At 66.0% G+C, this 13,524-nt stretch carries 10 protein-coding genes; 4 read left to right on the forward strand and 6 right to left on the reverse strand.

Going from position 1 to position 13,524, the window contains the following annotated elements; genetic code table 11:
• Positions 1-135: 135 nt before the first annotated feature.
• Positions 136-447, reverse strand: coding sequence for a hypothetical protein (locus RMCB_RS18235; protein WP_029372402.1), 312 nt, complete (start codon positions 445-447; stop codon positions 136-138).
• Between the two features lie 159 nt (positions 448-606).
• Here RMCB_RS18235 and RMCB_RS18240 point away from each other — a divergent pair, with 159 nt between their 5' ends.
• Complete coding sequence (locus RMCB_RS18240) at positions 607-1,515, forward strand: lytic transglycosylase domain-containing protein (RefSeq protein WP_062829913.1); 909 nt, start codon at positions 607-609, stop codon at positions 1,513-1,515.
• Here RMCB_RS18240 and RMCB_RS18245 read toward each other — a convergent pair.
• The 5 genes from RMCB_RS18245 to RMCB_RS18265 form a co-directional block, all read right to left on the reverse strand.
• Positions 1,509-2,840 (reverse strand): FAD-binding oxidoreductase, encoded by a 1,332-nt coding sequence (locus tag RMCB_RS18245; RefSeq protein WP_062829914.1) that lies wholly within the window; start codon positions 2,838-2,840, stop codon positions 1,509-1,511. The two genes, RMCB_RS18240 and RMCB_RS18245, sit on opposite strands and share 7 nt — an antisense overlap.
• A 15-nt stretch (positions 2,841-2,855) precedes the next feature.
• Complete coding sequence (locus tag RMCB_RS18250; protein WP_062829915.1) at positions 2,856-4,355, reverse strand: APC family permease; 1,500 nt, start codon at positions 4,353-4,355, stop codon at positions 2,856-2,858.
• Positions 4,356-4,460: 105 nt separating this feature from the next.
• Positions 4,461-5,921, reverse strand: coding sequence for an APC family permease (locus tag RMCB_RS18255; RefSeq protein WP_062829916.1), 1,461 nt, complete (start codon positions 5,919-5,921; stop codon positions 4,461-4,463).
• Positions 5,922-6,027: 106 nt separating this feature from the next.
• Positions 6,028-7,551 (reverse strand): MFS transporter, encoded by a 1,524-nt coding sequence (locus RMCB_RS18260; RefSeq protein ID WP_062829917.1) that lies wholly within the window; start codon positions 7,549-7,551, stop codon positions 6,028-6,030.
• A 273-nt stretch (positions 7,552-7,824) separates the two neighbouring features.
• Positions 7,825-9,453 carry a LuxR C-terminal-related transcriptional regulator gene (locus RMCB_RS18265; RefSeq protein ID WP_062829918.1) on the reverse strand — a complete coding sequence of 543 codons (1,629 nt, stop codon included), beginning with the start codon at positions 9,451-9,453 and terminating at the stop codon, positions 7,825-7,827.
• A 213-nt stretch (positions 9,454-9,666) separates the two neighbouring features.
• On the opposite strand from RMCB_RS18265, the gene RMCB_RS18270 reads away from it, so the two are divergent.
• The 3 genes from RMCB_RS18270 (at position 9,667) to RMCB_RS18280 (ending at position 13,515) form a co-directional block, all read left to right on the forward strand.
• Complete coding sequence (locus RMCB_RS18270) at positions 9,667-11,139, forward strand: APC family permease (protein ID WP_264028639.1); 1,473 nt, start codon at positions 9,667-9,669, stop codon at positions 11,137-11,139.
• 124 nt (positions 11,140-11,263) lie between these two features.
• Positions 11,264-12,577 (forward strand): GlnX family signal transduction membrane protein, encoded by a 1,314-nt coding sequence (locus RMCB_RS18275; RefSeq protein ID WP_062829919.1) that lies wholly within the window; start codon positions 11,264-11,266, stop codon positions 12,575-12,577.
• Positions 12,577-13,515 carry a glutamate ABC transporter substrate-binding protein gene (locus tag RMCB_RS18280; RefSeq protein ID WP_062829920.1) on the forward strand — a complete coding sequence of 313 codons (939 nt, stop codon included), beginning with the start codon at positions 12,577-12,579 and terminating at the stop codon, positions 13,513-13,515. Before RMCB_RS18275 ends, RMCB_RS18280 begins: the two co-directional genes overlap by 1 nt.
• Positions 13,516-13,524 lie beyond the last annotated feature (9 nt).

The following is a 13,524-nucleotide window of genomic DNA, read 5'->3' on the forward strand; positions in this document are numbered from 1 at the left end:
GCAAAGGCCGTTGGACCCCAATACATAGAGCCCAAAGCAGCATGTTGTGGAGGGCAGCACCCGCATCGAGTGGCCAGCTGTGGCGCGACGTTTCGAAGAATGCGTGCCACAACTGGCCAGTCGGCGAGATGACGGTCAGAGATCGGGAATCGACTGGCTGAGGTAGTTCTCCCAGGTGGCCAGCTGGCTCGCATCCATGAGCAGCGATTGGTATTCGGGGTCGGCGTTCAGGCTCTCCTGGATCTTGCCGTAGGTGGCCCAGTCCGCGGCGGTCGACATCATGCCGATGGTGTTGGTGGCCTGGCCGCCGACCATGTTGACCAGTGCGGTGACGTTCTCCGCGCCGTGCTTGCGGGCGAGCGTGGTGGCGCGCTTGAGCTCCCTCTGGATGACGTCCCAGGTCACGCCGGGATTCGGATGGACGAGTGTGGTCGCGACGATTGCCATGGTGGAAACCTCCGCTCGAGGGGATAGGACCCAACCAGTCTCGGACGGGGCACAGCGGGCGCATAGGGTAGGCACACACCCTAATTTCTGGCGGCAGGGGAGGGCACGGCGAACCGTCGGTCGGCACACGGGCATGCGCACCGGTCATTCACGCTGCGCATGCGCGCCGTGCTGCTCGGCGTCGCGGCCGCAGCGGTGCTCGCGGGATGCGCCGAGGCCACGTCCCCGACGCCGACGTCCGTGCCGGCAGCGGCGCCACCTCCTGCGTCACCGCAAGCCGCACCCGCTCCCGCGCAGCCGCGGCTGGCTTCGGACCCGGTGAAACTGGCCGACGATCTGGTCGGTGACGAGCAGACGTTGCGGGATCGAGCGGCGTCGGAGCCGGTGCTGGCTGCCGCCGCTCGGCGCCAACAGGCCGCCTACCGGGCGATCGGCCGTCATCCGGAGTGGGATGCGGTCGCTCGTCCGCGCATCCCACCGGCGTTTCTGCCGATCTATGACCTCAACGTCGGGGCTCGCCGGCACCTGGACAGGTTGGTCTCCGGCGACACGAAGGCCACTGTTCCCGCGTGGCGCATCGACGCGCCCGCACCGGCCGACGAACTGTTGCGCTACTACCGCGAGGCGGACGCGGCCACGGGTGTGGGCTGGAACTACCTCGCGGCCATCAACTTCGTCGAGACCACCTTCGGCCGCATCGTGGGCCTGAGCTCCGCAGGCGCGCAGGGGCCCATGCAGTTTCTGCCGTCGACGTTCGCCGCATACAGCGACGGCGGCGACATCCACGCGCCCCGGGACAGCATCATGGCCGCCGGGCGCAAGCTGGCCGCCAACGGATTTGCGCACAATCGGGACGGCGCGATCTACGCGTACAACCATTCGGACGACTACGTCCGGGCAGTGACGGACTACGCCGATGTCCTCGCCACCGACCCCGCGGCGTTCGCCGGCTACTACCGGTGGGAGATCTATTACCGAACGACGGCCGGCGACGTTCTGCTGCCGGTCGGCTACCTGGCCACCGAGCCGATCGCCGTCACGGATTACCTTGCAGCGCACCCTCAGTGAGGCGGAACGCTCTGTTCGAAGTGGAACACGTTGTGGGGATCGTAGATGGCCTTGACCTGCCGTAGCCGCTCGACGTTCGGACCGAAATATTCACGTTCCCAGTCGGCGGCCTGGGCGTTGGGCACGTTGACGTAGCCGGCTGTGCCGTAGGGGCGTAATGCTCGCCAGAAGTCGTTCGCCCACGCGAGCGCCTTCGCGTCGAGTGCGCGATCACTCCACGCCGCGCCGGGCTCGCAGTAGAACAGCGCGTCGCGGTGCGGAAATGCTGACCCGCCCGGTGGTTCTCTGCGCACCGCCCCACCGAAACTCGATACGAAGAAGTTGCTCTCGGGCGTCGGGCAATTGGCGAGGTAGTGCAGGACGGTGTCGATCGCCTCGTCCGGGAACGGCTCAGTGACGAACTGAGACTGGAACTTCCAATACGGCAGGTCCGGTCCACGGTCGGCATCGGCGTAGAAGTCCGGCCACGATCCTTCACGGAAGTCCACGTCGGGATGGCCGACCGCAAGCACCGAGGCCAGCTCGGCCTCGGCTTCGGCGCGGCTGGCGCCGTGCATCACCGCCGTCATCTCGAAGTGGGCGGCGTCGGCTTCCACAGCGCTGGACAGCCTTTCGTCAGCGAAAGGCGCATCGCGTTGCCAGACGCGCAGAACCTCACCCAGGTCGTCGTGTCCGTCCCACTTGGCGATGACGAATTGGACGTCGTGCAGTTTGGTCAGCTTGAGCGTGTACGCGGTCGTGATGCCGAAATTGCCGCCGCCGCCACCACGGCATGCCCACAGCAGATCGGCATGCGTATCCTGGTCGACCTCAATGATTTTCGCCGACTCCGCTTCGTCGGCGACCACGATCTGGGCGGCGAGCAGCGCATCGCATGCCATGCCGAGTTGGCGGGTCAGCAAGCCGAATCCGCCGCCGAGAATCACCCCGCCGAGCCCGACGGTGCCTTCGGCTCCGGTCGACATCACATAGCCGCGCGCACCCAGTGTGGCGACGGCCTCACGCTGGATCAGACCGGTGCCGACCCTGACTGTGCCTGCAGTCTCGTCGAATTCGGCGTTCTTCATCCGACTGACATCGATCACCAGACCACCGTCGATTGCCGACCACCCTTCGATGCAGTGACCGCCACTGCGTGCGCGGAACGCAACACCAAGCCGGCGAGCCCATTTGACGGCATTGAGGACGTCTTGCGCGTCGTGGCAGTACACGATCGCGGCGGGATAGTGCGTATAGAGCTTGTTCCAGCCGAGGCGGGCTTTTTCATAGCCGGGGTCTCCCGGTCGGATGACCTCACCGGTCAGCTCAACGGCAGTGGCAGTCACTGGATAACCTTTCTGTCAGTGTTTGAAGACGTCGACTTTGCCGGGCTCGGTGTCGAGCACGATGCGGTTGAATTTCCACAACTTCAGGAAGTAGAGGCCGCCCAGTAGCGTCAGGCCGAGCACGATGACGATCGGCACATGGGCAGACGTCGGCGTGACCATGATGAACACCGCGATGCCCGACCAGATCAGTGCGCTGATGGCGACCGGCATCTCGTAGCGTCCGAGGTCGAAGGCGCCGTCGACGCGGTCGAGCCGCTTGCGTACGGACAGATACAGGATAATGGTCGCGCCGTAGAGGCTCGGGCCGATGATCGTGCCGGTGGTGATCAACTGCAGCAGTGAGTCGCCGGGCAGTGCGAGCATCAGGATGATGCCCAATACGACGATGAGGACTGTCGCCGGAATCGGGGTATGTGTGCGGGCGTCGACGCGGCGCATCACCTTGTGCCCGGGGAACCGGGAGTCACGCGCCATCGCGTAGACGATGCGTGAGCCGGTGGCCATGGTCACCATCCCGGCGCCGAAGAACGCGAACACGATGGCGACCAACAGCAGCTTCTCCATGACCGTGCCGAGCTGATCGTGCATGATCTCCACGACCGGTGAGTCACTGGCGCTGATCCGCGGCATGTCATCGATCGCCACGGTGAGCGCGACGAGGAACAGCAGCCCCAGAACCGCCGCTGCGACAACGGAACCCACGACAGCCTTGGGTACGCTGCGATACGGGTCTTTGGCTTCCTCGGCCAGGTTGGCAGCGGCATCGAATCCGACGAGTGTGGTCAGGCCGAGCACGGTGGCCAGCATCAAACCGCCGCCGATCGCGAAGTAGTTGGGTGCGCCCTCGGTGATGCCGCGCGAGGTCAGGTTGCTGATCGAACCCTTGCCCGAGATCGCCACGGCGACGAAGAGCGCGATGACGAGTACGACGACCAGCGCCAGCTCCAAACCGACTGCGCTGGTGTTGATCATGGCGACGAGGTGCGTCGAGCCGATGGCGATCGCGGCCTGGATGATCAGCATCACCACGGTGATGATGCGTGCGGTCCGCTCGTCGGAGGCCATCCCGAGCATCGGCATCAGGGCATCCTTGGCCAGTGCGTTGTCGATCGCCACCACGCCCGCGGTGAGAGTGCAGAAGTTGAACCAACCGAACCACCAGCCGACCTTGGGATTCGCCAGCCGCGAACCCCATTGGTACGACGAGCCGCTCAGCGGGATCCGGGCGGCGAACTGGGCGATCACCAATGCCACGAGAGTCTGTCCGATCGCCACGATCACCCACAGCCAGATCCCGACGGGCCCGGCGTTCTGCAATACGTCGTCGTAGGTGCCGAAGACACCGACGGCGACGGAGATGAAGGCGAACGAGATCGCGAAAACCTGGAAGGTGCCCAGACTTCGTTTGAGCTGCGGCTCGTAACCGCAATCCTCACAGAATTCGTCGGCGGCTTGAGCGCCGTGGGGCAACTCACGATGGGCCTTGTCCGGAAGGTCGGTGGAATGGGTCATATCGGTCAGCCTCCTTGTGGCCGGTACCGGTTGCGGGCGACACACGTCGGCCGCAGGTCTGCGATCAACGGATCAAAGGTCTTGCGCACCAGGCTGGTAGCGACGTCAGAAGTCATCGGGGTCACCGGGTTCCGTGTCCAAGACGTCGCGGTCGAAGACGAGCAGCTTGATGAAATACAGGCCGCCGGCGAGGACGAGGCCGGCCACGATCAGATCGGGCACCAGGGCGGCGTGCGGTGATACGAGCGTGAGCAGGGCGAAGGAAACCCAGACGAGCGCGGCCACCGCCACCGGCAGCTCGAAGCGTCCCAGACTGAACGCACCCGGCTTGCGCCCGAGGCGTTTTCGCACCGCGAGGTAGAGCACGGTGATCGAGCCGTAGATGAGTGCGGGCAGGATGGTCGAGCCGATGATCAGTTGCAGCAGTGCGGCTCCCGGCAAGGCGATCATCAGGACGAGCCCGATGAGGAGAACCAGCACGGTCGCGGCGACGGGTGTCCGGGTGTGCGGGTTGACGCGCCGAATCACCCCGTGGGCGGGGAACCGCGCGTCGCGTGCCATGGCGAACGCCAACCGCGAACACGAGGCGAGCATCACCAGCCCGGCACTGAACATCGCAAAAGCGATTCCCGACAACAGCATTCGCTGCATGACGGGGCCCAGTTGGTCATCGATGATCGTGGCCACCGGCGATGCGCTGTTGCTCACCTGCGACATGTCGGTGATCGCGATGGTCAGGATGACGACGAATACGAGTCCCAGAACCGCCGACACCACCACCGATGCGACGACCGCGAAGGGCACTGTGCGGAACGGGTCTTTGGCCTCCTCGGCCAGATTGGCCGCAGAGTCGAACCCGACCAGCGTGGTGACGCCCATGATCATCCCGGCCATCAGGCCGCCACCGATGGCGAAATAGCCTGGCGCGTCGGCGGTGATGCCCCGGGAGACGAGGTTGCCGACGGTGCCGTTGCCGGTCGCCGCGGCCGTACCCAGGCCGATCACCAGTACGACCAGCACCGCGAGCTCGAGCGCGACCGCCCCAGAGCTGATCACGCCGAGCAAACGGGTGGACATGATGACGAGCACGGTCTGGATGAGCAGCACGCCCACCGTCATCAGACGTGCGGTGTCCTCGTCGGGCGTCATACCCAGCAGCGGCATGAGAGCCTGGCTCGTCAGCGCGTTGTCCATCGCGACCACGCCGATGGCCAAGAACCAGAACGTGAGCCACCCGAACAACCATCCGATCTTCGGGTTTGCCAGCCGGGAGGCCCACTGGTAGGACGAGCCGCTGAGTGCAATCCGCGCGGCGAACTGGGCGACCACCAGCGCGACGAGAGTCTGCCCGCACGCCGCGAGGACCCACAGCCAAATCCCTACGGGCCCGGCGGTCTGCAGGACTGTGCCGTAGGTTGCGAAGATGCCCACCGCGACCGAGATGAAAGCGAACGAGATCGCGAAGGTCTGGTACGGGCCGAGAGTCCGCTTCAATTCCGGTGCATAGCCAGAGTGCCGGACCTCGTCGTCGGCCGACAGGGCCTCGGCAACGCGCTCAGCCGTCATTGCGACACCTGGCTTCCTCGGAGGGCTAGCTGCACAGTAGGCGCGGTGGCGGCGCAACGGCACAAAATTGACGTCACAGATAACTGGCATTTGCCTGTGCAACGGATCATGTCTGGGTCTCCGTTCGCATGCACTGGCTAACAGGCGAATCCGGTACTGCCCGCGGCTTCAGCAGCAGCCAAACCGATGCCGCCGAAACCAGCAGAAGGGCCGCACCGACACCCGCAGCGGTCGCGAGCCCGTTGGTGAACGCGGCCTGCGCCGCCGTCAGCAGCGCGTGCGCCGGGCCTTCGGGCAGGGTTTCGGCCGCCAGTCGCGCGGCGGCCAGCGAGTCCCTGGCGTGGACTGCCACACCATCGAGGGCGCCAGGCGGAATGGTCAGCCCCCGGTAGACGTCGGCCACGATCGAGCCGAGGACCGCGATACCCAGCGCCATGCCCAATTCACACGCGGTTTCCGAGATTCCGGCCGCAGCGCCGGCACGCCTCGCGGGTACGACGGCCAGCAGCACGTCGTTGGAGACGGTGTAGGCCAGGCCGAGACCGACACCGACGACAAAGAGCGTGATACCGAGTTGCAGATAGGTGGTCGACGGCGTGATCGAGGTCAGCGACGCGAGCGCACCGCCGATCAGCACCAGCCCGGTCGTGAGGATCGCGCGTGGCGGCCAGAACCTCACGGCGAGCCCGGCCAGCACACCGAACACCGCCGCCGCCAGCGCGGTGGGCAGCTCGGCCAGCCCTGCGGCGAGCGGGCTGTATCCGTCGACGAGCTGGAAGAACTGCGACAGGAAGAACGTCACGCCGGAAAGACCCAGTACCGAAAGCAGATTCGCGGCAACGACACCGGTGAACGTACGATCGCAGAACAGCCGGATGTCGATCAGCGGGATGGGGAGCGTGAGTTGACGCCGGGCGAACCGCATCAGCGCGACGACACCGATCCCGGCAGCCAGCGCAACGTCGATGCGCAGTCCGCCGGCGACGCCTTCTTTGAGGGCGTAGACGAGTCCCAGCACACCGATCAGTGACAGCCCGACGCTGCGTAGGTCCCACGGCCCTGGGCCGGGCATGCGCTGTTCGGGCAGCAGGACAGCACCGGCGACGACGACGATGACGATCGCCGGAACGTTGATCAAAAAGACCGAGCCCCACCAGAAGCGCTCCAGCAGCAGCCCGGCGATCACGGGACCGAGCGCGGTACCGACAGAGAACACCGACGCCCAGATGCCGATGGCCACGCCACGTTCTCGAGGCCGGGGGAACAGTCCGCGGATCAACGCCAAGGTCGACGGCGCGAGGGTCGCCCCGGCGACGCCCAGCAGTGCCCGTGCCGCGATCAACAGTTCGGCGGTCGGCGCGTATGCGGTGGCTGCCGAGGCGATACCGAAAGCCGTTGCGCCGCAGAGGAGGAGCTTCTTGTGGCCGATCCGGTCTCCGAGGCTGCCCATTGTGACGAGCAGGCCGGCCAACACGAACGAGAAGATGTCACCGATCCACAACACCTGCGTCGCTGTCGCGCCGAGGCTCTTGCTGATGAAGGGTGTCGCCACAGCCAGCACCGTGCCGTCGACCCCGATCAGCAGAATTCCCAGGCTCGGCACGGCCAAGGCCAGCCAACGGCGACTCATAGCGGCACCTACCTTGTGCGATCGGTCCGGATCAACCGGTTGACCACCAAGTTATGGGCGGCGCCGCCGCCGGCGAATCGGGCAAAACGTGCGCTTTTCGACGGCGCTATGGGGCAAATGATGTAGACGACTGCCCCCGGCGCGCGTCCGTGCCGAGGGGGCCGACCGCTGGAAACCGGCTGACCGCGCCGAGACTGACACCAGGGACACCTGCACCGCCGATTTTGTCCCTGGTGTCAGTCTCGGCGATGAGCTCGCCGGGGCAACCGTCGCTCAGGCGGTCGGCAGCACCTTGTTCTCGTGTGCCCATGCCGCCGCGGCGGTCCGTGATGACACGCCGAGCTTGACGTAGATGTTCGCGAGGTGTCGGCCGACGGTCTTCTCGCTGATGAACAACTGCTTGGCGACTTCACGATTGGACGCACCGGCCGCGATACGTGCGAGCACTTCGACTTCGCGTTTGGTGAGCCCGCCCGGTGCCGCCGTGTCGGTTGCCCGGTTGGGCTCGGCTCCGAGTTGCCGATAGATGGACTCCGCGCTGGCTGTGTCCGATTCGGCACCCGTGGCGTCACCGCACGCGCGGCGGGCCTGCGCCATCACGTCGTACACCTGCGCCATCTCGTAGCGGCACTGTGTGTTGCGGTACCGACGCAATGCGTCTTGCAGGATGGGCAGCGCTTCGGTCTCGCTGCCCTGTTTGACCAGGACCTCGCCACGGGCCTGCAACGCCCAGGCCCGGAAGCCGGGGGAGTCGAACTTCTCGGCGGCGGCCTCCAGTTCGGCGCAGTACTGTTCCGCCTCGTCGATACGGTCGCGGGCCAGCGCGATTTCGACGGCGGCCGGCAGCAGCCGGACACAGTTGATGGGATCGTGCTCGGAGTCGATGGCGATTCTCAGATCGCTTGCCGCAGCCGCGGTCTCGCCGAGCTGGCACCGCAGCAGCGCCTCGCCGGGCTGGGGCTCGCGCCCCAGCTCCCTGGCCCTGGCGAAGGCGGTGCGGGCGCCCTCGATGTTGCCCTGCCTGCGCCGGATTTCGCCGAGCTCGTAGTAGCCCTTGCCTGCTGTCGCCGGGAAGTCGCCCATCGCGGCGAGTGCGTCGATCAATCGCTCCTCTACTTGGCGGTAATCCTTTGTGGCACTGTGCAGATCCATCTTGTGGAACTCGCATGTCGTGCCATACCAGGACGCGGAGACCTGTGGCCCGGTGCGCCACTGCTCCATGGCTTCGAACCAGGTCTTCATGCGGCCCAGATCCGCGAGTCGATGGCACTCGTAGATCACCGCGCAATAGATGTCACCGGCCCAGTCGACCGGGACCTGGTCTGCCAGCACCGGCATCATCGCCTCGTCCAGCTGTGCGAAGGCCTCGCTGGTGCGGGCGAAGGGAATCTTCGAGACCCCGCTGGCCGTCGAACACAGTGCGTTGAACCCGGGCAGGTTGAGCCGCTCGGTCACTTCGTGTAGCTCGTCGGCGAGCTGCGCGGCAGCCTCGTTGCGACCCTCGTCGATGGCGACGAGGGAATCCACGTACAGCACGTAGGCGAGGACCTGGTCGTCAGGTTCCTTGTCCTGCAGCCGACGCGCGCGGTTGAGCCAGACGCGGGCGATGGTGAGGTCGCCGCCGTTGAACCACTGCAGGGCCACCTCGACGGCTTTCATCGCAGCGTTGTGCGAATCCCCGGCCGAGATCAGCCGGTTGAACGCCTGCTCGGAGAGCTGCATGGACTGTCTGCCGTGGCCCAGCCGCCACGCCGCCATGCCGTATGACGACAGATCGTCGGTGGTGAGGTCGGTTTCCTGGGTCCGGCCGAACAGGTCGTAGGCCGCGCGCCAATCGCCACGCGAGTACGCGTCGCGCGCGGCGAGGAGTTCGGATGCGTCTGCTGCCATGTCGATCGGCATAACGGTATCCCCGGGGCAGCGGGTGTGTTCCGCGAATGCACGGGTCTTCTGCATGCGTCTACATCATTTGCACCATCGGGTCCCGGGCAAACACATCTTTCGCCCGAAGCTCGCGGGGTGGCGCCGGCCATAGCTTGTTGAGCACCCGGTGAAACCCCGGACCACTCCACGAAAGGCCACGGACGCCATGAACATCAACTCCGGAGCGACGAAGTGACGAGCCTCCTGGACAGGCCGGCAGCCACCACGACCGCACCTGCCAAGGACTTCTGTGAAGAGTCCGGTTACAAGCCCGAACTGAAGCGATCGCTCAGTTCTTTCCAGATGTTCGCGATCTCGTTCGCGTCGGTATCCGTGGTGATCGGCATCTTCGCCACTTACAGCCAGGTCCTGAAGAATTCGGGTCCGCTGGGCATCTGGCTCTTCCCGATCGTCGCGGTGGGACAGATCCTGGTGGCTCTGGTGTTCGCACAGTTCGCGGCGCGGATCCCGCTCAGCGGTTCGTCCTACCAATGGGCGTCGCGGTTGGCCAACCCGAAGATCGGCTGGATCTTCGGCTGGATCGCGGCGTGGAACATCGGGCTGAGCCCGGTCGCGATCGACAACGCGCTGGCCACCCAATGCCTGATGCCGCTGTTCAACATGGCACCGAGCGAAACCACCGGGCGCGTGATCACGGTGATACTGCTGCTGATCCAAGCCGTCATCGTGATCTACTCGACCCGCATCGTGGGCTGGACCAACTCGCTGGCCGTCGGTGTCGAACTCGCGATCGTCGTGGTGCTGGGCGCCGCCCTGTTTGCCGCGGTCATTCTCACCGGCCATGGCTCGACCCAGAACCTCTTCTCGGAGGGCATCGCCACAGGCTCGACGAATTACTTCGCCATCGGTGGCGGATTGATGGCCGCCATGATCATGGGACTGTCGACGCTCGTCGGATTCGAGGCTTCGGCGAACATGGCTGAGGAAGCCAAGGACGCGGACCGTACCGTTCCCCGGGCGATCGTGGGATCGGTTGTCGCCGCTGCGATCCTGGGAATGTTCCTGATCGTCGCGCTGACCGTGGCGATCCGGGACATGGGCGCGGCCTCCAACAGCGCATCGCCGGTCGCCGAGATCATGAATCAGCAGTTCGGTCCCGCTCTGGAACGGCCGCTGCTGCTGGTGATCGCGATCGCGTTCTTCGGTGCCGCCCTGGTGACCATCGCCGGAACCTCCCGCATCGTCTTCGCGATGGCGCGCGACGAGCGCTTCCCCGCCCACCGCATGTTCAGCCGGGTCAACCCCCACACCCGCACCCCGATCCCCGCCACGCTGCTGGTACTGGCCCTCGGTGTGGTGGTGATGCTGGTGATGCCGGGCGGAGCCCTGATCCAACTCATCACGGCCGGCGCGATCTTCAACAACATTCCCTACGCCCTGACGATCGTTCTCTACCTGGTGGTGCGCAAGAAGCTCGCACGCAAGGAAGGCGCTTTCAGCCTGGGACGCTTCGAGGTTCCGATCGCGGTGGTCGCGCTGGCGTGGGTGTTCATCGCAATGTTCGTGGTCAGCGTCTCCGAGGCGACCGTGACGACCTTCCTGATCGTCGCCGGCCTGGTCCTCTCCGGCGCGGTGTACCTGGGCTACCTGCTGAAGTGCCGCCGCGAAGTTCTGGAGCGTGAACCCGGCACTCAGCAGTTCTGAAGTCCCGCCCGACCCGTCATCCCCCTTGGCCCGCCCGGACCAAGGGGGATGACTTCTGTGTGAGGCAACCACCCACACAACGCGTTTGCAGGCGCTACCGTGCGATTCATCCTGCTAGGAGGAGATGCGAGTGGACGGCGATGAGGTGGAGCGTCGGCAGACGCGCACACTCGATGAGTCGCTGCTCGTCGATCTCGACGAGCCGGACCGCCCCGTCATCGACTTCCTGCGAGCCACCCCCGGCCGGATCGCGGTGATGGCCGTCATCTTGGTGGCGATCGTCCTGGCCGTGGGCGTGGCGGCGTCGGCGACGGTATCCGGCCGGCAACAACAGTTGGGCACCTTGGGGTCACACACCGAACCGCTATCCGATGCGGCGCAGCGGATCTACAGTGCCTTGTCGTCGGCCAACACCACTGCGGCGACCGCGTTCCTGGCAGGCGGTGTGGAACCGCGCGACATCCGCGACCGGTACGACGCGGACATCGGACAGGCCTCCGCCGGCCTGGTGACCGCGTCGAACGGCGTGTCTGCCAATGACACCGAGTCGTTGACCCTGCTGACCGACCTGTCCAATCAGCTGGCGCTGTACACCGGGATGATGGCGACGGCTCGTGCGAGCAACCGTGACGGCCTCCCGATCGGCGTCGCGTACCTCAGCGGAGCGTCCACGCTGATGCAGGAGTCGATGCTGCCGGATGCCGATCGGCTGTACCGAACTCAGATCGACGCGGTCACCTCGTCGCAGCGCTCGGCAGCGCCGGCGTATGCGGTGATCGCAGGGGCCGCGGTGGCCGTGGGGCTGTTGATCGTCGCGCAGATCTTCCTCGCCAGGCACAGCCATCGACGGCTCAACCCGGGACTGGCAGTGGCGTCGTTGTTGATGGCGGTACTCACGGTCTGGCTGACCGCCGCCGGCCTCGTGTCGGCGCACGCCGCGAACAATGCGCGCACGCAGGGAGGCGAACCGCTCGGCGTCGCGGTGGCCGCCCGGATTCTCGTGCAACAGGCCCGCGCTGACGAGATCCTCGGGCTGCTCAAGCGGGGCTCCGACACCCTGTCCGACATCAGATTCGATGAGCGGACCGCTCAGGTCGGTTGGCTGCTGGACAAGCACCCGGTCGACGGAGCATCCGACGCCCTGCACGGCTGGATCAGCTCGCACAACGAGATCCGCAACAAGCTGGTCGGGGGCGATTACCCGGGGGCGGTGGCGATCGCGAGAGACGACGGGGTCCAACATTCGACGGCCCAGTTCGCCCGGCTGGATCAGGCGCTGGGGGATGACATCGTGCGGTTGCGGCAACGCCAGCGTGACGGCATCACGCGGGCGTACATTGCGTTGAGCGCACTTCCGGCCGGCGCCGCGGCCATCAGCGTGCTGGCGGCACTTGCGGTTGCCGCGGGTGTCGCGCCGAGACTGAACGAATACCACTGATGCGACCCGCCACAAGCCTTCTCGTCCTCGCAGCCACCGTGCTGACCGGATGCGCCACGGTGCAACCGCTGGTCGAGGTACCGGCCTCCCTCACGACCATGCCGTTGCCGAGCGGGGCTGAGGTGGCACCGACTGTTACCGGCGCGGCGGTCGAAAGCTGCGATGCCACAGCGAGTTTGCGTCCATCGGCCGCGCCCGCGCCCACGGTGGAGGCGATTCGGCGGCGCGGGTGGGTGGTGGTCGGAATAGACCAGAACACCAACCCGCTGAGCTTCCGTGACCCCGTGACCGGCGAACTGCGGGGTTTCCTCGTCGACCTCTCCCATGAGGTTGCCAGGGACCTGGTCGGTGATCCCAACAAGGTGGACTTCCGGCTGCTGACCGAACCGGAGCGGATGCCCGCGGTGCAGAACAACACCGTCGACATCCTGACGAAGGCGACCACCATCACCTGCCCCCGCGCCGAGCAGATCGCGTTCTCGACGGTGTACTTCGAAGGACATCAGAGGCTGCTGGTGCCCCGGGGTTCGCCGGTGCGCGGGCCGGCCGATCTGGCAGGCAAGCGGGTGTGCTCGGCACTGGCGACGACCTCCATCGCGACGGTGGCCCGGGTTGCTCCGGCGGCAACCATCGTGGGAGTGCAGAACTTCGACGACTGCCTGGTTGCGCTTCAGCAGGGACCGGTGGATGCGGCCAGCACCGACGATTCGCTTCTGGTCGGCATGGCCGGTCAGGATCCCAACCTGGAGATCGTGGGGCCAGCCCTGGAGAACGAGCCGTACGGCATCGGGGTCAACAAGTCCGAGGAGGATCTGGTGCGCGCGGTCAACGCCAGCCTGGACCGGATCCGGCGGGACGGCACATGGGAAGCGCTGTACCGCAAGTGGTTCAGCATGCTCGGCCCGGCCAATCCACCTGAACCGAAGTACCGGGACTGACATGGCCGG

Source organism: Mycolicibacterium brisbanense (assembly GCF_001570425.1).
GTDB classification, from domain to species: Bacteria; Actinomycetota; Actinomycetes; order Mycobacteriales; family Mycobacteriaceae; genus Mycobacterium; species Mycobacterium brisbanense.